Source organism: Rhodovulum strictum (assembly GCF_009649175.1).
GTDB classification, from domain to species: Bacteria; Pseudomonadota; Alphaproteobacteria; order Rhodobacterales; family Rhodobacteraceae; genus Rhodovulum; species Rhodovulum strictum.
The window spans coordinates 20,477-40,417 of record NZ_WJPO01000029.1 but is presented as its reverse complement, the minus strand read 5'-3'; the positions used below and the strand labels follow the sequence as shown (position 1 = coordinate 40,417).

General features: G+C 67.8%; 19 protein-coding genes, 1 tRNA gene and 1 pseudogene. 10 read left to right on the top strand and 11 right to left on the bottom strand.

What is annotated here, in order from left to right; all coding sequences use genetic code 11:
• Positions 1 to 150 precede the first annotated feature (150 nt).
• Positions 151 to 495: a hypothetical protein gene (locus GH815_RS15495; RefSeq protein ID WP_153749663.1), complete on the top strand. Its 345-nt coding sequence runs from the start codon at positions 151 to 153 to the stop codon at positions 493 to 495.
• Between the two features lie 3 nt (positions 496 to 498).
• Here GH815_RS15495 and GH815_RS15490 read toward each other — a convergent pair whose 3' ends face one another.
• From GH815_RS15490 to GH815_RS15455, 8 genes are all read right to left on the bottom strand, one after another.
• Entirely contained in the window at positions 499 to 1,353 is an 855-nt protein-coding gene (locus tag GH815_RS15490; RefSeq protein WP_153749662.1) for a class I SAM-dependent methyltransferase, read from the bottom strand.
• A 56-nt stretch (positions 1,354 to 1,409) separates the two neighbouring features.
• Positions 1,410 to 1,895 (bottom strand): RNA pyrophosphohydrolase, encoded by a 486-nt coding sequence (locus GH815_RS15485; protein WP_153749674.1) that lies wholly within the window; start codon positions 1,893 to 1,895, stop codon positions 1,410 to 1,412.
• 69 nt (positions 1,896 to 1,964) lie between these two features.
• Positions 1,965 to 3,299: a S41 family peptidase gene (locus GH815_RS15480; RefSeq protein WP_153749661.1), complete on the bottom strand. Its 1,335-nt coding sequence runs from the start codon at positions 3,297 to 3,299 to the stop codon at positions 1,965 to 1,967.
• Positions 3,300 to 3,306: 7 nt separating this feature from the next.
• Positions 3,307 to 4,452: a murein hydrolase activator EnvC family protein gene (locus tag GH815_RS15475; protein WP_343030913.1), complete on the bottom strand. Its 1,146-nt coding sequence runs from the start codon at positions 4,450 to 4,452 to the stop codon at positions 3,307 to 3,309.
• Positions 4,449 to 5,969: a 2,3-bisphosphoglycerate-independent phosphoglycerate mutase gene (gene gpmI / locus GH815_RS15470; RefSeq protein ID WP_153749660.1), complete on the bottom strand. Its 1,521-nt coding sequence runs from the start codon at positions 5,967 to 5,969 to the stop codon at positions 4,449 to 4,451. Before gpmI ends, GH815_RS15475 begins: the two co-directional genes overlap by 4 nt.
• Positions 5,970 to 6,103: 134 nt before the next feature.
• Positions 6,104 to 6,574, bottom strand: a complete 471-nt coding sequence (gene rlmH, locus GH815_RS15465) for a 23S rRNA (pseudouridine(1915)-N(3))-methyltransferase RlmH (protein WP_153749659.1) — start codon at positions 6,572 to 6,574, stop codon at positions 6,104 to 6,106.
• On the bottom strand, positions 6,575 to 6,940 hold the full coding sequence (gene rsfS, locus GH815_RS15460; protein ID WP_153749658.1) for a ribosome silencing factor: 366 nt from the start codon (positions 6,938 to 6,940) through the stop codon (positions 6,575 to 6,577).
• Between the two features lie 158 nt (positions 6,941 to 7,098).
• Positions 7,099 to 7,677: an SOUL family heme-binding protein gene (locus GH815_RS15455; protein ID WP_170290367.1), complete on the bottom strand. Its 579-nt coding sequence runs from the start codon at positions 7,675 to 7,677 to the stop codon at positions 7,099 to 7,101.
• A gap of 245 nt (positions 7,678 to 7,922) precedes the next feature.
• Here GH815_RS15455 and leuC point away from each other — a divergent pair, with 245 nt between their 5' ends.
• From leuC to GH815_RS15415, 7 genes are all read left to right on the top strand, one after another.
• Positions 7,923 to 9,347 carry a 3-isopropylmalate dehydratase large subunit gene (gene leuC, locus GH815_RS15445; RefSeq protein WP_153749656.1) on the top strand — a complete coding sequence of 475 codons (1,425 nt, stop codon included), beginning with the start codon at positions 7,923 to 7,925 and terminating at the stop codon, positions 9,345 to 9,347.
• A 937-nt stretch (positions 9,348 to 10,284) separates the two neighbouring features.
• Positions 10,285 to 11,055 carry a THxN family PEP-CTERM protein gene (locus tag GH815_RS19055; RefSeq protein ID WP_211365102.1) on the top strand — a complete coding sequence of 257 codons (771 nt, stop codon included), beginning with the start codon at positions 10,285 to 10,287 and terminating at the stop codon, positions 11,053 to 11,055.
• 120 nt (positions 11,056 to 11,175) lie between these two features.
• Entirely contained in the window at positions 11,176 to 11,781 is a 606-nt protein-coding gene (leuD, locus tag GH815_RS15435; protein WP_153749655.1) for a 3-isopropylmalate dehydratase small subunit, read from the top strand.
• 2 nt (positions 11,782 to 11,783) lie between these two features.
• The gene (locus GH815_RS15430) at positions 11,784 to 12,917 is read left to right on the top strand and encodes an endonuclease/exonuclease/phosphatase family protein (RefSeq protein ID WP_153749654.1); all 1,134 of its coding nucleotides are present in this window, start codon (positions 11,784 to 11,786) and stop codon (positions 12,915 to 12,917) included.
• 59 nt (positions 12,918 to 12,976) lie between these two features.
• Positions 12,977 to 14,080, top strand: a complete 1,104-nt coding sequence (leuB, locus tag GH815_RS15425) for a 3-isopropylmalate dehydrogenase (protein WP_153749653.1) — start codon at positions 12,977 to 12,979, stop codon at positions 14,078 to 14,080.
• Positions 14,081 to 14,161: 81 nt separating this feature from the next.
• Positions 14,162 to 15,085, top strand: coding sequence for a DMT family transporter (locus GH815_RS15420; protein WP_153749652.1), 924 nt, complete (start codon positions 14,162 to 14,164; stop codon positions 15,083 to 15,085).
• Between the two features lie 44 nt (positions 15,086 to 15,129).
• A tRNA-Pro gene (locus tag GH815_RS15415) sits at positions 15,130 to 15,206 on the top strand.
• A 364-nt stretch (positions 15,207 to 15,570) separates the two neighbouring features.
• Here the strand turns inward: GH815_RS15415 and GH815_RS19430 are convergent.
• The 3 genes and pseudogenes from GH815_RS19430 to GH815_RS19425 form a co-directional block, all read right to left on the bottom strand.
• Positions 15,571 to 15,693 carry a hypothetical protein gene (locus tag GH815_RS19430; protein WP_281354801.1) on the bottom strand — a complete coding sequence of 41 codons (123 nt, stop codon included), beginning with the start codon at positions 15,691 to 15,693 and terminating at the stop codon, positions 15,571 to 15,573.
• 56 nt (positions 15,694 to 15,749) lie between these two features.
• Positions 15,750 to 16,385: pseudogene (locus tag GH815_RS15410) on the bottom strand (IS5 family transposase); the annotation flags it as partial.
• A 100-nt stretch (positions 16,386 to 16,485) separates the two neighbouring features.
• The gene (locus GH815_RS19425; protein ID WP_281354800.1) at positions 16,486 to 16,620 is read right to left on the bottom strand and encodes a hypothetical protein; all 135 of its coding nucleotides are present in this window, start codon (positions 16,618 to 16,620) and stop codon (positions 16,486 to 16,488) included.
• Positions 16,621 to 16,736: 116 nt separating this feature from the next.
• Here GH815_RS19425 and fabI point away from each other — a divergent pair, with 116 nt between their 5' ends.
• Both fabI and GH815_RS15400 read left to right on the top strand, forming a co-directional pair.
• Positions 16,737 to 17,501 (top strand): enoyl-ACP reductase FabI, encoded by a 765-nt coding sequence (gene fabI, locus GH815_RS15405; RefSeq protein ID WP_153749651.1) that lies wholly within the window; start codon positions 16,737 to 16,739, stop codon positions 17,499 to 17,501.
• Positions 17,502 to 17,513: 12 nt separating this feature from the next.
• Positions 17,514 to 19,940, top strand: a complete 2,427-nt coding sequence (locus GH815_RS15400) for a DUF3141 domain-containing protein (protein WP_211365100.1) — start codon at positions 17,514 to 17,516, stop codon at positions 19,938 to 19,940.
• Position 19,941 lies beyond the last annotated feature (1 nt).

Sequence of the window (19,941 nt, the reverse complement as noted above, 5' to 3'; positions counted from 1 at the left end):
AGGCGCGGACCGGCCGCATTTCGCGCGACTTTGCCGATGCGCCGGGGCGGCCAATCCGGTAGAGGAACCGCAAGGGCGCCTGTTGCCGGACAGGATGGCAGGACGCATGCGCAACGCGCCCCAAGGGGCGATTGGTCAAGAGGTTCGCGGATGACCGAAACGCCGAAACGCCCCCAGCAGGTCTTTACCCTGCTTGTCGAGGTGGGGCGCAAGCCTGACGACGGGTTGCCCAAGGGTGCGACCGGGGCGGGGTTGATGTGCTATGCCTCGGGCGTGGACGAGGCCGAGGCGGTGCGCGAGACGGTGGCGGTGCTGAAACAGGCCGGGCTCGCGCCGCTGGATGTCACTGGCTATGGCACGGCCGAGGAACGCCGCGCGCAGGGCCACGAGATCGGGGCCGAGGAAACGGCTCTGATGGACCGGGCGCTGGCCGAGAATGCGGTGATCGTGGCACAGATGGAGCCGTTCTTCGACGATGATGACGAGGACGACTGACCCTCAGCCGCCCGGACGCAGCCGGAAGATCATGTAGCGGTTGTCGCGGCAGAACGCTTGGGCCGTGCGGTCGTGCCCCATCAGACGGGCGGCCAGCCGTTCGCGGCGGCGCGCGCTCAGGACCAGAGACAGCGCGCGGTGCAGAAGCCAACGCCCGCGCGGGCGTCTGGCGGCCAGTTCGGCGTCGATCCGCGCAAGCGTATGGCCGAACACGTTGAACAGCGCCTGTTCCAGCTCGATCGAGGGGGCGACGGCTTCGGTGATGTCCTCCTCGGCCAGCGGTGCAAGGCCGCGCGCCGCCAGTTCCGTGCGCATCAGGGCCAGCCGGTGCCCGCCGCCCGCGGCGCGGATCCGGCCGCCGCCCCGGAAACCGTCCGAACGGAAGCAATCCGCGATCAGGATCTCGCCCCCCGGCACCAGCAGCCCGGCCGCCTTGTCCAGCGCCAGCGCGCAGGGGATGTACTGGAAGCTTTCCGAGAACAGGCACAGATCGAAGTGCGGGGCAGAGACGAAATCCTGAAACCGCATCTCGTGTACCTGCGCCGTAGGCGCGTTGGCGCGACAGCGGCTGGCGAGAAAGGTGCTGGGCACCACGATCTCGACCTCATGGCCCAGCGCGATCAGTTTCGCGGCCGTTTCACCCGCCCCGCCGCCTATATCGAGGATCCGCAGCCGCCCCGCGGGCAGATGCGCGAACAGCCGCTCGGTATAGGCCGCCTGCGCCTGGCCCAGATTGGCCGCCGTTACGTCAAGCCCGGTCCAGAGCCCGTAATGCAGGTTCTCGGCCCCGGTCAGCCAGCGGATGAAGGCCACGCCCACGTCAAGCCCGACCGCGCGGGTGTCGATCTTGTCGGCCATGGTTCCTCCCCCACCTGATCGTTGCGCGATCTCGGCCGATGGGACAAGCCCCGGGTTCAGGCGATCCGGGCGGCCAGTTCGGTCACGACGCGTTCGTAGACCGCGCGCTTGAAGGGTACGATGCTGGCCGCCAGTTGGGCGGGGTCGAGCCAGGCCCATTCCGAGAACTCGGGGTGCTCGGTCGCGATGTCGATCTGGTCATCCGTGCCGAGAAAGCGCATCAGGAACCACAACTGCGTCTGGCCGCGATAGCGCCCCTTCCAGATCCTGCCCATCAACTCGGGCGGCAGGTCGTACTGCACCCAGTCGGCGGTGTGGCCGATCACCTCGACCAGATCGGGGGTCACGCCGGTTTCCTCGAACAATTCGCGCAGCGCGGCCGCCTGCGGATCCTCGCCCGCGTCGATGCCGCCCTGGGGCATCTGCCATGCGGGTTCGGGCCAGTCCTTGCGCTGGCCGACAAAGACGCGGCCCTCGGAATTCACCAGCATGACGCCGACGCAGGGGCGATAGGGCAGGCTCTCGATCTGTTCGGGGCTCAGCATGGGCGGTCTCTTGTTGTTGAAAGGGCCGGCGCGATGGCCGACCCGGTCCGTCCTGATCGTTGGGGGCTAGTCGTTCGGGCCCAGCGCCGAAAGGCCCTTGAGGATGTCGATCGCGTAGGCGAGCTGGTAATCCTCCTCGCGCAGCTTGGCGGCTTCCTCGGCCTTTTTCAGTTCCTCGTCGGCCTGGCGGCGCTCGTCCTCGGTCATGCTGTCATTGCCGAGTGCCCCGCGCAGATCGGCCTCGGACCGGCTGCGGGCCGCGGCCGATTGCTCCTCCTCGGTGGCGGCGGGGCGGCGCGGGGGTTGGGCCACGACGATGTCGGGCGCCACGCCGAGCGTCTGGATCGACCGGCCCGAAGGTGTGTAGTAACGCGATGTCGTCAGCCGCATCGCGCCGTTGCCCTTGAGCGGCATCACCGTCTGGACAGACCCCTTGCCGAAGCTCTTGGTGCCGACAACGATGGCGCGGCGATGGTCCTTGAGCGCGCCCGCCACGATTTCCGAGGCCGAGGCCGAGCCGCCATTGATCAGCACCACGATCGGCTTGCCGTCGGTGATGTCGCCCTTGGTGGCGTTGAACCGGTCGCTGTCCTGCGGGTTGCGGCCACGGGTCGAGACGATCTCGCCCGCGTCGAGGAAGGCGTCCGAGACCATGATCGCCTGCGGCAGCAGCCCGCCGGGATTGTTGCGAAGGTCCAGCACGACGCCGTTGACATTCTCGATGCCGCCCAACTCCTCGACCGATTTCTTCCACTCGGCTTCGAGATTGGTATAGGTCTGGTCGTTGAAGGTGGTCACGCGCAGCACCACCGTATCGCCCTGGATGCGCGAGCGCACGGCCGTCAGCTTGATCGTGTCGCGGATGATGGTGACGTCGAAGGGCTCGCTTCCCGGGCGGACAACGGTGATGACGATCTCGCTGCCGACGGGGCCGCGCATCATCTCGACCGCCTGATCCAGCGTCAGGCCCAGCACGCTTTCGTTGTTGACATGGGTGATGAAATCGCCCGCCTCGATCCCGGCCTCGTCGGCGGGCGTGCCGTCGATCGGCGAGACGACCTTGACGAAACCGTCCTCCTGCGTGACCTCGATGCCCAGCCCCCCGAACTCGCCCCGGGTCTGCACCTGCATGTCGTCGAAATCCTTGGGCGGCAGGTAGCCCGAATGCGGGTCGAGCGAGGTCAGCATGCCGTTGATCGCGGCCTCGATCAGCTTGCGCTCGTCCACCTGCTCGACATATTGCGCGCGGATACGCTCGAACACATCGCCGAACAGGTCGAGCTGTTCGTAGACCGAGGTCTTGCGCGCGGCCTCCTGCGCAAGCAGCGGACCGGCCACCTGGGTAGCCAGAACCGCACCGGCGATGGTGCCGCCCAGCGCGGCCAAGGCGAATTTCTTCATGACGTCCTCAATCCTTGTCCTGCGTGAACCACGGTTCCGGGTCCACCGGGCGACCGCCCTGTCTGACTTCCATATAAAGCGTTTCCGTGCGCAAATCGCCATCACGATTTGAGGCGCCATCCAGAAACGCCGCCACCCGCGGGTCGGCGCCGCCCATCAACCCCACCGGGCGGCCCGCAGGCAGCACCTCGCCCTCGGCCCCGTAGATCTCGGCCAGCCCCGCCAGAACCATCAGATAGCCCTCGGCGGGTTCCAGCACGATCACGTTTCCGTAGTCGAGCAGAGGGCCGCGATAGCGGATCGTGGCCGGAACCGGCGTGGTGACAAGGGCGAGCGGGCGGGTCGCCAGCACAAGGCCGGGACGCGAGACGCCGGCCGCGTCGGCCTCGTCGAAGCGGCGCAGGATCGTCGCCTCGACCGGCAGCGCCAGCCGCCCGCGCAGGGCCGCGAAATCCTCGGGCAGGCTGTCTTGGGGTTGGGGTGCGGTCGGTCCTTCCGCCTCGGCCAGCCCCGCGGCAAAGCCGTCCAGCGTGTCGCTGGCCTCGACCAGATCGCGCAGCCGGTCGGGATCGGCGGCGAAGCGGCGCGGCAGGTCGCGGCGTTCGGACATCGCCTGGCTGAGTTCCGTGCGCGCCCGCTGCGCTCCGGCCAGACCCTCGGCCAGCGATTGCGCGGCCCCTTCCTGTAGCGCGCGCATCAGCGCGATTTCCTCAAGCCTCGTGCGCAGGGCGTCCGCCTCGGCCTTCAGCACCGGCGTCACCTCGCCCAGCATCATGCCTGCGCGCGCGGTGCCAAGCGGCCCGGCAGGATGCAGCAAGAGCGTCTCGGGGCTGTGCGGCATCGCCGAGAGCGTGCCCAGAAGCTGCGCGATCTCGGCCCGGCGGGCATCGAGCACCAGCGCGATCGCCTGTTCACGGATCGCCGCGCGGCGCATCCCCTCGCGCAGCGCGGCCAGCCCGTCCTCATAGGCGCGGATCGTCTCGCTGAGCGCCGCCACCCGGTCGCGCGCACCCTCGGCCTCCTGAAGCGACCGGCCGGCCGCGCGCAGCGCCTCGGCGGCGGCGCGCGCGGTTTCGGCGGGGTCGCTCTGGGCGGCGGCAGGCGCGGCGCCCGCCAGCGCAAGGATCAGAAGAAGGGGGCGCGCGCGTCTCACGTCTCGATCAGGCTGGAGCCGGTCATCTCGGGCGGTTTGGGCAGGCCCATCAGGTCCAGCACCGTGGGCGCCAGATCGGCCAGCCGCCCGTCGCGCAGCCGCGCGCCCGCAGGCCCGCCCACAAGGATCACCGGCACCGGGTTCAGCGTATGCGCGGTATGCGGCCCGCCGGTTTCGGGATCGCGCATCATCTCGCAATTGCCGTGATCGGCGGTCACGATCATCGCCCCGCCTGCCCGGTCCAGCGCCTCGATCGCCCGGCCAAGGCCGCGGTCGACCGCCTCGCAGGCCCGGATCGCAGCGTCGAGAATGCCGGTATGGCCCACCATGTCGGGATTCGCGTAGTTCACCACGATCAGATCGTAGCCCTTGCCGATTGCCGCGACCAGCGCATCGGTGACGGCCTCGGCGCTCATCTCGGGGGCCAGGTCATAGGTGGCGACCTTGGGCGAGGGCGGCATGACGCGATCCTCGCCGGGCTCGGGCTCTTCCTTGCCGCCATTCAGGAAGAAGGTGACATGGGGGTATTTCTCGGTCTCGGCCAGCCGGAACTGGCGCAGACCGTGCCGCGCGACCCAGGCGCCCAGCGTGTTGACGATTTCACGGGCGGGGAAGACCGTGCTCATCCAGGCGTTATGCGCGTCGGAATATTCGACCATCCCGAGGATCGCTGAAAACTGCGGGCGGCGTCCGGTCTCGAAGGCGTCAAAGCCCGGATCGGCGAAGGCGCGCAGGATCTCGCGGGCGCGGTCGGCGCGGAAATTCAGGCAGAAAAGCCCGTCGCCATCCTTCATCTGCGGCGGATCGCCGATCACCGTGGGCTCGATGAACTCGTCGGTCTCGCCGCGCTGATAGGCGGCGGCCACCGCGGCCTCGGGGGTGTCCGCAGCCTCGCCCACCCCGTTGACCATGGCATTATAGGCAAGTTGCACCCGTTCCCAGCGATTGTCGCGGTCCATCGCGTAGTAGCGCCCGATCACGCTGGCGACCCGGGCGCCCTCGGGCAGGCCCGCGACCAGTTCGGCGATGAAGCGGTCGGCGGATTTCGGGGCGACGTCGCGCCCGTCGGTCAGCGCATGGATCGCAACCGGCACGCCCGCCGCGGTGATCGCTTGGGCGGCGGCAAGGATGTGGCGGATATGGCCATGCACGCCGCCATCGGACACCAGCCCCACCAGATGCGCGGTGCCGCCCGCCGCGCCGACACGGTCGATGAAGTCGCGCAGCGCGGGGTTCCGGAAGAAGCTACCATCCTCGATGGCAAGGTCGATCTGGCCCAGATCCATCGCCACCACGCGCCCTGCGCCGATATTGGTGTGCCCCACCTCGGAATTGCCCATCTGCCCCGAGGGCAGCCCGGCATCGGGGCCATGCGTGGTCAGCCGGGCATGCGGGCAGGTCGCCATCAGCCGGTCGAAGGCGGGCGTGGCGGCCAGTTCGGGGGCGTTGTCCCGAGGGGTGGGGCCGATGCCCCAGCCATCGAGGATGCACAGGATCACGGGTTTCGGCACGGTCATGGACAGGGGCCTTTCACGGTTCGCGCCCCTTCTAGGCGCGGCGAACGGCAAGGACAACCGCAGCCGGGCATGTCCCTTCGGGAGCGCCCGTGCCGGGCGCCGCTCCGCGGGGGATATTTGTGGCCAGAAGAAGCTCAGACGCGGTGATAGGGGGTGCCGGCCAGGATCTGGGCGGCGCGGTAAAGCTGTTCGGTCAGCATCGCGCGGGCCAGCATGTGTGGCCAGACCATCGGCCCGAAGGACAGCGTGGTGTCGGCCCGGGCGCGCAGGGCGGGGTCGAGCCCGTCGGCACCGCCGATCACGAAGGCGGCGGCCGGGCGGCCCGCATCGCGCCAGCGCGCCAGCAGCGCGGCAAGGTCGGGGGAGGACAGCAACTGGCCGCGTTCGTCGAGCGCGCAGAGTGCCGCGCCCTCGGGCAGCGCGCGCGCCAGCAGCGCCGCCTCGGCGGCGGGGCCGCCGCCCTTGCGATCCTCGATTTCGGTGATGCTCAGCGGGCCGAGGCCCAGCGCGCGGCCGGTCCGGTCGAACCGCGCCGCGTAATCATCGACCAGCATACGTTCGGGGCCGGAGCGCAGCCGACCCACCGCGCAGAGATGGATGCGCATTCAGGCCCGTGTGGCGGGTGTGCCGGCGGGCAGCCACATCTTTTCGAGCTGGTAGAACTCGCGCACTTCGGGGCGGAAGACATGAACGATCACGTCGCCGGTGTCGATCAGAACCCAGTCGCCCTGGTCCTTGCCCTCGACCTTGGCGCCGCGGCCCAGCTCCTGCTTCAGCCGGTCCTTGAGCTTTTCCGAGATCGCGGCGACCTGGCGGGTGGAACGGCCCGAGCAGATCACCATGTAATCGGCGATGCTCGACTTGCCGCGCAGGTCGATGGTGATCACGTCTTCGGCCTTGTCGTCGGAAACGGAGGCTAGGATATGGTCCAGCAGTTCTTCGCTGGACACATCTGCAATCCGGCCGGTCATGGCTGGACTGGGTGCGGCCGCCTCGCGGGCCGCCTCGATATGGTGGGACAGGTCATCGTCCTCCTGCGTTGCGCGCCGTCATGGCCCCGGCGCTGGGTGTGAAGCCGAATGTAGCATCGGCCGGGACGAATCTCAATGATTGCGCCGCGTCGCAGCCCCTAGCGGGCCAGCACGAAGCCGATCTCGTTGCGCCGGTTGCCGGGCAGCGTGAACGGGCCGTCATAGAACATCAGCCGCGGCGCCCCTGCGAGGGGCAGATCATGCGCCGCCGCATAGGCCCGCAGTGCCGCCTCGGCCTCGGCCAGACGGGCGGGCGTGGGGCGGCCGGAGAATCGGCCGACCAGCATGCGTTCGGCGGGCAGGCGGCGCAGCGCCACATGGGTATTTTCGGGGGCGGGCAGGCTGTCGAGGGGGGCGCCTTCGGGCATGAAGAAGCGCAGCGTCCAGCCGCGGTCCGTCTGGCTCTGGTCGACGGGAACGGTCATGGCGATCTTGCCCTTTTCGGCGTTCCTGCCGGTGATGTAGTCGAACAGCGCGACAAAGCCGCGCCGCGCGGCGGTATCGCGCTCGCCCCGAAGCGTCACCTCGGCGACGATGCGGGGCGGGTAGCTGCGAATCTCGACCGCGCCGGCGCGGTGCTCGACGCTGTGGGGCACCTCGGCATAGCCGCGCCAGGTATCGGCAAGCGCCGCGGCCGGGGCGGCGGCAAGGGCAAGGGCAAGAAGAAGGGCGCGCATCGGCGGGGCTCCGTCGGTTTCGGTCAAGATGGGCGGGCCGGGACGCGCGCGCAAGGCGGGCATGGCCTTGATCGGCTGCGCGGATCGGCGTATCTGATCGGGCATGACACCCATCTTCGACATGGACGACCGCGCGCGCCTGCCCTGGCGGTTCTTTGGTGCGGCCCATTCGGTGCTTGCCCGCCCCTGAGCCGGGCCGATCTTCCGTTTCGCCAAATTCCGAACGTATAGCCGCGGAGAGTTCCATGACCGGCAAGACGCTTTACGACAAGATCTGGGATGCCCACCTGGTCGATCAGGCCGAGGACGGCACCTGCCTTCTGTATATCGACCGCCATCTCGTGCATGAGGTGACCAGCCCGCAGGCCTTCGAGGGGCTGCGCATGACCGGCCGCAAGGTGCATGCGCCCGACAAGACCATCGCGGTGCCCGACCATAACGTGCCCACCACCGAGGGCCGCGAGAACACCGCCAACATGACCGAGGAAAGCCGCATCCAGGTCGAGGCGCTGGACCGCAACGCGCGCGAGTTCGGCATCCACTACTACCCCGTGACCGACATCCGGCAGGGCATCGTCCATATCGTCGGCCCGGAACAGGGCTGGACGCTGCCGGGCATGACCGTGGTCTGTGGCGACAGCCACACCGCCACCCATGGCGCCTTTGGCGCGCTGGCGCATGGCATCGGGACCAGCGAGGTCGAGCATGTGCTGGCCACCCAGACGCTGATCCAGAAGAAATCGAAGAACATGAAGGTCGAGATCACCGGGAAATTGCTGCCGGGCGTCACGGCCAAGGACATCACGCTGGCGGTGATCGGCCTGACCGGCACGGCGGGCGGCACGGGCTATGTGATCGAGTATTGCGGGCAGGCGATCCGCGATCTGTCGATGGAAGGCCGGATGACGGTCTGCAACATGGCGATCGAGGGCGGCGCGCGGGCGGGGCTGATCGCGCCCGACGAAAAGACCTTTGCCTATGTGATGGGCCGCCCGCATGCGCCCAAGGGCGCGCAATGGGAAGCGGCGCTGTCGTGGTGGAAGACGCTTTACTCCGACGATGACGCGCATTGGGACAAGGTGGTGACGATCCGCGCCGAGGATATCGCTCCAGTCGTGACCTGGGGCACCTCGCCCGAGGACGTGCTGCCGATCACCGGCCAGGTGCCGGACCCCTCGGAGTTCCAGGGCGGCAAGATCGAGGCCGCGCGCCGGTCGCTTGACTACATGGGCCTGACGCCGGGGATGAAGCTGACCGATATCAAGGTGGATGCGGTCTTCATCGGCTCCTGCACCAATGGCCGGATCGAGGATCTGCGCGCCGCGGCCGACATCCTGCGCGGCAAGACGCTTGCGCCGGGCGTGCGCGGGATGGTGGTGCCGGGTTCGGGTCTGGTGCGTGCGCAGGCCGAGGAAGAAGGGCTGGACGAGGTGTTCAAGGCTGCGGGCTTCGAATGGCGGCTTGCGGGCTGTTCGATGTGCCTGGGCATGAACCCCGACCAGCTTGCCCCCGGCGAACGCTGCGCCGCCACCTCGAACCGCAATTTCGAGGGCCGCATGGGCCGCGGCGGCCGCACCCACCTGATGAGCCCCGTCATGGCCGCTGCGGCGGCGGTGACCGGCCATCTGACGGATGTGCGCGAATTGATGTGCGAAATGGCCCAGGCCTGAGCGTCCGGGCAACGGTGCCTGCTTCCAAGAAGGTCGGGGGCCTTGGGTCGATACGATCCAGGGCCGTTCGCGGCTTCGCGTTCGATACCGACGCGATCCATTGGGGCAGGGCCATCCGCAAGGTCGGGGAGCAGTGCGGCGACAGCATCGAGGGCAAAGCGCCGCCGGGCAAACGCGGGCGGCATCAGGCCTTCACGCTGGGCGCCTTTGCGCATGCGAAAAACCGTTCCTGCCGCTGTCTGCCGGTTTGGTTGGCAGGTTCGCGGTGCGGATCGTCGGCAGATTGCTGCCCGTTCTTCGCTGATCGTCCCTCGCAACCTCCTGTCGGGTCTCCATTTCGATCAAGTGGGCTCTCCGAGCCAGATGGGGAACCGGGCCGATGGCGGGGCAGGACGTCCTGGGGTGAGGGGAGTGGCTGCGCCGATCAGGTGATCTTCCGGACGACCCGGAGCATCAGCGGCATCTTCCCGATCGGTCGCGAAGCCGTCTGCTTCGATCTTCGGGCCTTCGAGAACGGGACGTTGCCAGGCGGAGGTCGGCTGTCCGGGCGCAGGGCGTGCCGCCTGTCGTGCTGTCCCCAGCGCATGCCGCCGCGTCAAGACCCGCGTCCTGTCGCCTCCCGACCTTGTCTGTCTGCACCTCGCGCGCCACGAAGGGGCCACTGAGACAGCGCGCAGATAGCGTTTCGGCTGATCGCGGCTCAGGCGCTGATTCGACACCGGACGGCATCATGAGCGGTTCTGACGGCCCCGAGACTACATCCCGGTATTGTTGGCTCCGATGGTGCGTAAACCTTGGGTTGCGCCGCTTCACCTGACTTGGCGCTTTGCGCGCAGGATCTTCCGATAATGGTTCGGAACCGGCGAAAATCTGCTACCCTCTCGCCCGAGGGTCGCGTCATTGGAGAGGCGGCCTCGCGTGTGTAGGGGGAGAGACCATGAGCTATTCATTCAAGGCAGCAGCCGCTGCTGCGGTTATAGGCGTTGCCGCTTTCGCAGCACAGGACGCAAGCGCATCCACCATCAGCATCACCGGCATCTCGGGGTCCTGGATTGTCACCGATCCCGGCGCTCCCGCCGTGACCGGGCAAGGCACCGACGAGATCAAATGGGGCGACCCGGCTCCGCCCAACACCCAGCAAAGCGGCTACAAGTTCGCGGCCCAGGGCGTGCCTTTTGCGGCAGCGAAGGACACGGCATTCACGCTCGGCACCTTCACGCATTTCAACTTTCCGGTCTTCGCGCCCTCGCTCGAGAGCGCCACGCTTCGGGTGAGTTTCGATTTCGATGTGCTCGATGAGTCGAACAACGTGATTGCGACCTTCACCAACATCACCTCGGATTTCGACTTCCTGCACTGGGAGACGACGAACAACGAAAATCCCTGCGCCGATGGCGGGCCGAATAATGTCGGCGTGAACATCAATGGTTGTGCAGACCAGGTGAAGGCCACGACAAACCCCGCAAGCAGCATGGCATTTACCATCGGTGACGAGGATTTCGTCTTCGACGTGCTGGGCTTCAAGGTCGGGGATGATCTGCTCTCCGAGTTCTGGACGGCCGAGAACAAGACGAACAGTGCGCAGCTGCAGGCGCGATGGACTTCGACCAAGAACCTTGCTCCCATCCCGCTGCCGGCGGCCGGCTGGTTGCTGCTGGCCGGTATCGGCGGGCTTGCCGCCGTGGGGCGCCGCCGCAAGGCGACCTGATCCACGGTTCCAGGCGCGGGGCGGCCCTTCGGGGCCGCCCCCTTGCGTTCCGCTCTGGTGTTTTCCATGCAGATGGGCCAGTAAGGGGCCGATCCGAACCTGCCGAACCTGGGGTTTCTCATGGAAAAATTCTCGACCATCACGGGCGTCGCGGCGCCATTGCCGCTGGTCAATGTCGATACCGACATGATCATTCCCAAGCAGTTCCTCAAGACGATCAAGCGCACCGGCCTCGGCGTGAACCTTTTCGACGAGATGCGCTATGACGAACAGGGCAACGAGATCGCGGATTTCGTGTTGAACCAGCCCGCCTACCGGACTGCGGAAATCCTGATTGCGGGCGACAATTTCGGCTGCGGTTCGTCGCGCGAACATGCGCCCTGGGCGATCAGGGATTTCGGCATCCGCTGCATCGTGGCGCCCGGTTTCGCCGACATCTTCTTCAACAACTGCTTCAAGAACGGCATCCTGCCGATCGTGCTGCCGCAAGAGCAGGTCGATATCCTGATGAAGGATGCCGAGAAGGGGGCGAATGCGCGGATGACGGTTGATCTGGAAAACCAGACGATCACCACGTCGGACGGGGTCGAGATCGGGTTCGAGGTTGATCCGTTCCGCAAGCATTGCCTGCTTGAAGGGCTGGACGATATCGGCCTGACGCTGGAAAAGGCCCCCGCCATCGCCGGGTTCGAGGCGCGGATGGCGCAGGAACGGCCCTGGATCTGAACATGGCTCCGGCCGCCCTGTTTCGGGTGGCGGCCGGGCTGGCCGTGGCGCTGTGGCTCGCTTCCGGGGTCGCGGCGGTGGCCGAACTGCGGGTTGCGGCCTATCATGCCGGGCTTGCGCGCAAGGGGCCGGGGCTGTTGCTGGCCGATATCGCGGGCGACAAGGATCCGCAGGTTGCCGCGGTGGTCGAGGTGATCGCCGCCACGCGCCCCGATATCCTGCTTCTGCTCGATTTCGACTATGACATGGACCTTCTGGCGATGCGGGCGCTGGCCGACCGTCTGCGCGCCCGCGATCTCGATTACCCGCATCTGTTCGCGCTGAAGCCCAATACCGGGCTGCGCAGCGGGCTTGATCTGGATGGCGACGGGCGGCGGGGCGGGCCGCGCGATGCGCAGGGGTTCGGCTATTTCCCCGGCCAGGGCGGCATGGCGCTGTTCTCGCGCCATCCGGTCGAGACCGGGCGCGTGCGCGATTTCTCGGACCTGTTGTGGCGCGACCTGCCCGGCGCGACGCTGCCCGTGGTCGATGGCCAGCCCTTCCCCTCGGCCGAGGCGCAGGCGGTGCAGCGGCTTTCGACCACTGGCCATTGGGATGTGCCGGTGCGGGTCGGCGGGACGGTGCTGCATCTGTTCGCCTTTCACGCCACGCCGACGGTCTTTGACGGCCCCGAGGATCGCAACGGGCTGCGCAATCGCGACGAGTTGCGGCTGTGGACGCTGTACCTTGACGGCGCGCTGCCGGGCGCCCCGCCGCCCGATGCGGCCTTCGTCGTGCTGGGCGATGCCAATCTCGACCCCCATGACGGCGATGGCCGGTCCGAGGCGATGCGCGCGTTCCTTGCCGATCCGCGACTGACCGATCCGATGCCCCGGTCCGAGGGCAGCGCCCTTGCCGCGGCGGTTCAGGGCGGCGTCAACGCGACCCATCGGGGCGATCCCGCGCTGGATACCGCCGATTGGGATGATACCCCGCCCGATGGCCCCGGCAATCTGCGGGTGGATTATGTGCTGCCCTCGGCCGATCTGACCGTGACCGGGGCCGGGGTTTTCTGGCCCGCCGAAGGGCCGATGGCAGACACCGTCGCGGCAGCCTCGCGTCACCGGCTGGTCTGGGTCGACCTCCGGCTGCCTTGACCCGGCAAGGGCCAGCGGCTACGCCGCATCCCGACCCTTCAGGACAAGGACAGGCCCACATGACGAACACCCTTCTGATCCTGCCCGGCGACGGCATCGGCCCCGAGGTGATGGCCGAGGTCACGCGCATCATCGACTGGTTCGGCGCGCGGCGCGGGCTGAAATTCGGCGTTTCCGAGGATCTGGTGGGCGGCGCGGCCTATGACGTGCATGGCGTACCGCTGGCGGATGCCACGATGGCCAGGGCGCAACAGGTCGATGCGGTGCTGCTGGGGGCCGTGGGCGGGCCGAAATATGACAGCCTCGATTTCAGCGTGAAACCCGAACGGGGCCTGTTGCGCCTGCGCAAGGAGATGGACCTGTTCGCCAACCTGCGCCCCGCGCAATGCTTTGACGCGCTGGCGGATTTCTCGTCGCTGAAACGCGATGTGGTCTCGGGCCTCGACATCATGATCGTGCGCGAGCTGACCTCGGGCGTCTATTTCGGCGAGCCGCGCGGCATCTTCGAGGAAAACGGCCAGCGGGTGGGTATCAACACCCAACGCTACACCGAGTCGGAAATCGACCGGGTGGCGCGCGCGGCCTTTGAACTGGCGCGCAAGCGGGGCAACAAGGTCTGCTCGATGGAGAAGGCCAATGTCATGGAATCGGGCATCCTGTGGCGCGAGGTCGTGCAGGCGGTGCATGATGCCGATTACCCCGATGTGGAACTGTCGCACATGTATGCCGACGCGGGCGGCATGCAGCTTTGCCGCTGGCCCAAGCAATTCGACGTGATCGTGACCGACAACCTGTTCGGCGACCTGCTGTCCGACGTGGCGGCGATGCTGACCGGCTCGCTGGGGATGCTGCCCTCGGCCAGTCTGGGCGCGCCGAGGGCGAATGGACGTCCTAAGGCGCTTTACGAGCCGGTGCATGGCAGCGCGCCCGACATCGCGGGGCAGGGCAAGGCCAACCCCTGCGCCTGCATCCTCAGCTTCGCCATGGCGCTGCGCTACTCCTTCGATCAGGGCGACGAGGCGACCCGGCTGGAACAGGCGGTCGAGAAGGTGCTGGCAGACGGTGTGCGCACCGCCGACCTGATGCAGGCCGAGGGCGCCACCCCGGTCAGCACCCGTGGCATGGGCGACGCGATCCTCGCCGCGCTTGACGCAAGCCTCTAGGCATTTCCGCGGCGCGCCGGGGCTTGCCAGCGCGCCGCGATCGGGGAAGGCTCGACAGGTGCCTGACCGCGAGTCGCTTCGATGATCCCTGCCAATATCCGCGGCGCGGGCCTTGCCCTTGCCGGTTTTGCCGTCTTCTCGCTGCATGATGCGGTGGTCAAGGCGCTGGGCGTCCATTACCACGCGATCCAGATCGTGTTCTTCAGCGTGCTGATCGGCTTTCCGCTGGTGCTGCTGCTGCTGATCCGCCAGCGTGACGGCAGCCTGCGCCCGCGGCGCCCGTTCTGGACCGCGCTGCGAACCGTGGCCGTCATGGCGACCATGCTGGGTGCCTTTTACGCCTTTTCGACGATTCCCTTTGCGCAGGCCTATGCGATCATCTTCGCCACGCCCCTGATCGTCACCGCGCTGTCGGTGCCCATCCTGGGCGAACGGGTCGGGCCGCGGCGCTGGGCGGCGGTGGTGCTGGGGCTGATCGGCGTGCTGATCGTGCTGCGGCCCGGGGCGGATGCGGGGCTGGGGCCGGGCCATCTGGCCGCGCTGGTCGCAGTCATCATGCGCAAGATCGGCAACGAGGAGCGTAGCGCGGTGCTGCTGCTTTATCCGATGCTGGCCAATGCCGCGGTGATGGGCTGCCTGCTGCCCTTCGTCTACCAGCCGATGCCGATCGCGCATCTGGGCGGGATGGGGCTTGTCGCGCTGGGCGCGCTGGGGGGGATGCTGTTGATGATCTCGGCCTATCGCGCGGGCGAGGCCGGGGCGGTCGCGCCGATGCAGTATTCGCAGATGCTCTGGGCGCTGGGTCTGGGCATGCTGCTGTTCGACGAGACGCCCGACGCGGCGACGATGCTGGGCTCGGCGGTGATCGTGGCCAGCGGGCTCTTCGTCTTCCTGCGTGAGGGGCGCGGCCGGGTCTCGACACTGCGGCCCGCGCTCCATTCCGCCGACCGCCCCGGCCTCGCCCCCGAGCACGCCGCGCATTCCACGCCACAGCGCCCGGATTGACCCTTGCCAAACCCCCCGCCGCACGGTAATCGGCGTCCCACGGTCGGAGTGTAGCTCAGCCTGGTAGAGCACTGTCTTCGGGAGGCAGGGGCCGGAGGTTCGAATCCTCTCACTCCGACCAGATCAAGAAAATCATTGAAATCGACAGCTTGGAAATCCGCTTGAGGCGGCTCCGGCACAGTTGTCCGGATCAGAAATCCTGACCTCCGAGAGTTCGACGACAGGGCATGACGAGGGTCAAGCCCGACCGGCATCCAGTCGAGCTGTTCGATTCGGATAGCTGACGGCTCGTGCCACGGCTGCGCGCACGGTAACCGACCGAAGCGCACCAGCCCGCCACCGCCTACCGTCCTGCGCTCCAGCCCGTTGCTCGGTATATCAAGGGCTCTGGTGCGGCTTACAGGGGCGAGGCAGGACCACCCGCGCGATCCTGCTTCGTCTGCCCCCGCCCCTTGGAAAAGACTGACCCGCCCTCCGAGCGCGCCTCAGCCGTCGCCCCGTCCCACGTCGAGCGCCTCGCGCAGCGCACGCATCCGCGCGGGCGTAACCTTCGGGTCGCTGCCGCAGCTGATGATGCGGATGAACTCGATCCATACGCGCCCGGTCATGCGGTCCGGTCCCGCAGTCCCGTCGGGCTACCCGAAAGAGAGATCAGATGCCCGAACGCCGTGCCGCCGCGTGCGATGATGGCGCCGTGGCGGCGGGTGTCGCAGGCGCCGTCCGCGGTCACGGCGCCGATGTCCTCGTCGTCCTGGAACTGGTCCAGCAGGTCTGGCAGGACGGGGCTGTCGCCTTCCCGGCTGGGGGTGAACTCCACCGCGCGGATGTCTGAGGTGACGGTGTCCATGGCCAGACGGACCTTGCGCCATTGGCGTCGCTCCTGAACGCCATGCTTACGGGCCTGCCATTCGCCATCGCCGAGGAACTTGATCCCTGTGCTGTCCACCAGCAGGTTCAGCGGCCCGCCAGCACGGCGATAGGGGATCTGCACCTTCAGGGTCTTCTGCCTGCGGCAAAGGGTCGAGTAGTCCGGAACGGGCCAGTCCAGCCCAGCGAGCCGCAGCAGACTGGCGACCATCCCGGCTGTCTGCCGCAACGGCAGCCTGAACAGCACCTTGATCGACAGGCAAACCGGATTGCCGCATTCGAGAACACCGGCGGGCGTCCAGACCGGCCTTCATGTGGCGCGTGCCGGCCATCTCCTTGTCCAGCCAGATCAGCAACGACCCGCGCTTGCAGAGCGCAGCGTTGTAGGCGGACCAGTTCGTCATGCGGTAACGGCGGCCTTGGGCTTGCTCATGCCACCTGCCTAACTGCATGGATTCGCGATGTGAATCCTTCAAGGCGAGAGTTCTGCAACAACGTCGGTCACCACCGTTCCTTCCACCCATTGGCAGAATTCAATCAGCGCACCGCCCCTCGATCAAGCGCGCGTTTTTCAACGAAATAGGCGAGTAGCCGGCTTCGGCCATCGGGGCGCCCAGCAATTCCGTCATGCCCGCCCGGCCGATACCCAGGTTCTCCGCCTTGCGCATCGAAACCGCCGGGCATGAAATCCTGCTTTCCTGCCCCCGCCGCCGCGCCGCGCGCGCTGTAACATGCCTGACATATGCGGTTCCTATGCTGCGGGTGCGAAACAAGCGGGGGCAGCATGTTTTCACTGGAAGGTCAGACCGCGCTGGTCGTCGGCGTGGCGAACGAGAATTCCATCGCCTGGGGCTGTGCCCGGGCGCTGCGCGCGCAAGGCGCGCGGCTGGCGATGACCTGGCTCAACGATCGGGCGGAGCCGCATGTCCGCCCGCTGGCCGAGGAGCTGGGCGCCGAGATCATGGCCCCGCTCGATGTGCGCGAGGCGGCGCAGATGGACGCGCTGTTCGCCGAGATCGCCGCGCGCTGGGGCAGGCTGGATACGGTCCTGCATTCGATCGCGTTCTGCCCGCGCGACGATCTGCATGGCCGCGTGATCGATTGTTCGGCCGAGGGTTTCGCGCTGGCGATGGATATCTCGGTCCATTCCTTCCTGCGGATGATCCGTCGTGCCGAGCCGCTGATGCCCGATGGCGGCACCTGCATCACGGTGTCGTTCCAGGGGGCAAGCCGGGTGGTCGAGCATTACAACATCATGGGTCCGGTCAAGGCGGCGCTGGAATCGGCGGTGCGCTATGCCGCGGCGGAACTGGGGCCCAAGGGCATCTCGGTGCATGCGCTGTCGCCGGGGCCGCTGGCCACGCGGGCGGCCTCGGGGATCGCGGAATTCGACGAATTTCTGGACGCCGCCGCACGCCGCGCGCCCACCCATCATCTGACCAGTATCGACGAGGTGGGCGCCTATTGCGCCTTTCTGGCCAGCCGCGAGGCGGCGAATGTCACCGGTGGGGTGCATCCCATCGACGGCGGCTATTCCATCCTCGGCTGACGGAGCGAGACCATGCAGACAGCGACCCCGCGGCCCTCGACCCTTGACGCGGCCGACATGATCGCCGCCACGCTGGGCGGGCTTGGCCAGATGCCCCGGGACCGGCTGGCGGCGCTGTCCGCGCAGGCGAACGAGGCGCTGGATGGCGTGCACCTGATGGGCGCTGTCGCCAGCCGCCACGGCAACGCCATCCTCGACGGGCATACCGAGCGCGCGCATCTGGCGCTTCAGGCGCTGACCGAGGCGCTGGCGGAACTGACGCTGGCCCGCGCGAACCCCGCCGCGGCCTGGACCGCCTGGCTGCGCGATGCGACCGAACGCTGGGTGCTGACGCTGGACGTGCTGCGCCAGCGCGGCGACATCTTTCGCGCGCACGAGGCCGCGGGCTGCCCGCCGGTGCTGGCCTATGATTACGAGGTGATCCTGGACGGCGCCGATCTGGACCATCCCTGCAATTACCAGCTGTTGCGCATCGTCCCGCCCGAGGGCGTGGTGGTGCATGATTTCAAGCGGCCCTACATCATCATCGACCCGCGCGCGGGCCATGGCGGCGGCATCGGCGGGTTCAAGCCGGACAGCCAGGTGGGCGTGGCGCTGCGCGACGGGCATCCGGTCTATTTCGTCGCCTTCGGACGCGATCCGGTGCCGGGCCAGACGCTGGCCGATGTCACCCGTGCCGAGGCCGAATTCGTGCACGAGGTGACCCGCCGCCACCCTGACGCCGCCAAGCCAGTCATCACCGGCAATTGCCAGGGCGGTTGGGCGACGCTGCTGCTGGCGGCGACCAATCCCGACCTGACCGGCCCCATCGTGCTGAACGGCGCGCCGGTCGCCACCTGGTCGGGCGAGGTCGGCCGCCACCCGATGCGCTACAATGCGGGTCTTCTGGGCGGCACATGGCAGCCTATGCTGTGGGCCGATCTGGGCGGCGGCGTGTTCGACGGCGCGAATCTGGTGATGAATTTCGAGATGCTGAATCCGGGACGCACCTGGTTTCGCAAATATGCCGACCTGATGGCCGAGATCGACGACCCCGAGGCGCAGGCGCGCTTTCTGGAATTCGAACGCTGGTGGGGCGGCTTCTTCATGCTGAACGAGGCCGAGATCCGCTGGATCGTCGAACAGCTTTTCGTCGGCAACCGGCTGACCGGGAACACCGCGATGCTGGAACCCGGACGGCTGATCGACATCAAGCAGATCCGCGCGCCGATCATCGTCTTTGCCAGCCATGGCGACAACATCACGCCGCCGCAACAGGCGCTGAACTGGATCCTCGATGCCTATGCCGGGGTGGACGAGATCCGCATCCGTGGCCAGCGCATCGTCTACATGGTGCATGACGAGGTCGGGCATCTGGGCATCTTCGTGTCGTCGCGGATCGCCAGGAAGGAACATGCCGAGGTTTCCTCGACGCTGAAGACCATCGAGGCGCTGGCGCCGGGCCTTTACGAGATGAAGATCGACAAGGTAAAGGGCAGCGGCGCCGAGCGGACATTCCTTGTCAGCTTTGCCGAGCGCAGCTTTGCCGAGCTTGAGGCCCTGGGCGGCACGCGCGACGAAGAAGCCGCCTTTGCCGCGGTGGCGCGCGCCAGCCAGATGCAGGCGGATGCCTATGACACGCTGCTGCGCCCGTTCGTGCGCGCGACGGTCAGCCCGGGGGCGGCGCGGGCAGCGCGCGGGCTGCATCCGCTGCGCGCCCAGCGGCTGGCGCTGTCCTCGCTCAACCCCGCGCTGGCGCCGGTCGCCTCGGCCGCCAGCCGGATCCGCGACAACCGCGCGCCGGCCGATCCCGCCAACCCGTTCCTGCGGATCGAGCGGCTGGCGGTCGATCTGACCGAGCAATGGATCGACCTGTCGCGCGACATGCGCGACGCGGCCTATGAGCTGGGCTTTCACGCGCTCTGGAACAATCCCTGGGCGCGCGCCTTCGGCCAGCCGCTGGCGCTGCGTCGTACCCGCAAGAGCGCCGGGGAACTGCGCGCGCTGCCCATCGTCCAGACCGCGCTGGCGCATGTGGAGCAGGGCGGCTTTGTCGAGGCGGTGATCCGGATGCTGGTGCTGCTGGCCGAAAGCCGCGGCGCGGTGCGGCGCGACCGGCTGGAACGCTCGGCCCGGGTGCTGAACCAGGATGCGCCGTTCCGCGACCTGCCGATGGAACAGCGCGCCCGCATCATCCACGAACAGACCCTGATCGCCACCTTCGAGCCCGAGGCCGCGATTGCCGCGCTGCCCCGGCTGCTGCCGGAAATGGCGCAGCGGCAGCTTGCCGCCCGCGTCGTGCAATATGTCCCCGGCCCGATCGACGAGATGGACCCCCATACGCTTGAAATGCTGAACCGTTTCCGCGCGGTGCTGGATCTGGGCCCGATCACCGAAAACGTTCTGGACGACCCGCTGAAAGAGGCTGCGGCGCTGTCGGCCGAAACGGCTGCCGAATGAC

Coding starts and splice junctions, on each gene's coding strand:
- GH815_RS15495 (WP_153749663.1), top strand. CDS start 151: ATGACCGAAACGCCGAAACGCCCCCAGCAGGTCTTTACCCTGCTTGTC.
- GH815_RS15490 (WP_153749662.1), bottom strand. CDS start 1,353: ATGGCCGACAAGATCGACACCCGCGCGGTCGGGCTTGACGTGGGCGTG.
- GH815_RS15480 (WP_153749661.1), bottom strand. CDS start 3,299: ATGAAGAAATTCGCCTTGGCCGCGCTGGGCGGCACCATCGCCGGTGCG.
- gpmI (WP_153749660.1), bottom strand. CDS start 5,969: ATGACCGTGCCGAAACCCGTGATCCTGTGCATCCTCGATGGCTGGGGC.
- rlmH (WP_153749659.1), bottom strand. CDS start 6,574: ATGCGCATCCATCTCTGCGCGGTGGGTCGGCTGCGCTCCGGCCCCGAA.
- rsfS (WP_153749658.1), bottom strand. CDS start 6,940: ATGACCGGCCGGATTGCAGATGTGTCCAGCGAAGAACTGCTGGACCAT.
- GH815_RS15455 (WP_170290367.1), bottom strand. CDS start 7,677: ATGCGCGCCCTTCTTCTTGCCCTTGCCCTTGCCGCCGCCCCGGCCGCG.
- leuC (WP_153749656.1), top strand. CDS start 7,923: ATGACCGGCAAGACGCTTTACGACAAGATCTGGGATGCCCACCTGGTC.
- GH815_RS19055 (WP_211365102.1), top strand. CDS start 10,285: ATGAGCTATTCATTCAAGGCAGCAGCCGCTGCTGCGGTTATAGGCGTT.
- leuD (WP_153749655.1), top strand. CDS start 11,176: ATGGAAAAATTCTCGACCATCACGGGCGTCGCGGCGCCATTGCCGCTG.
- GH815_RS15430 (WP_153749654.1), top strand. CDS start 11,784: ATGGCTCCGGCCGCCCTGTTTCGGGTGGCGGCCGGGCTGGCCGTGGCG.
- leuB (WP_153749653.1), top strand. CDS start 12,977: ATGACGAACACCCTTCTGATCCTGCCCGGCGACGGCATCGGCCCCGAG.
- GH815_RS15420 (WP_153749652.1), top strand. CDS start 14,162: ATGATCCCTGCCAATATCCGCGGCGCGGGCCTTGCCCTTGCCGGTTTT.
- GH815_RS19430 (WP_281354801.1), bottom strand. CDS start 15,693: ATGACCGGGCGCGTATGGATCGAGTTCATCCGCATCATCAGCTGCGGC.
- GH815_RS19425 (WP_281354800.1), bottom strand. CDS start 16,620: ATGCGCAAGGCGGAGAACCTGGGTATCGGCCGGGCGGGCATGACGGAA.
- fabI (WP_153749651.1), top strand. CDS start 16,737: ATGTTTTCACTGGAAGGTCAGACCGCGCTGGTCGTCGGCGTGGCGAAC.
- GH815_RS15400 (WP_211365100.1), top strand. CDS start 17,514: ATGCAGACAGCGACCCCGCGGCCCTCGACCCTTGACGCGGCCGACATG.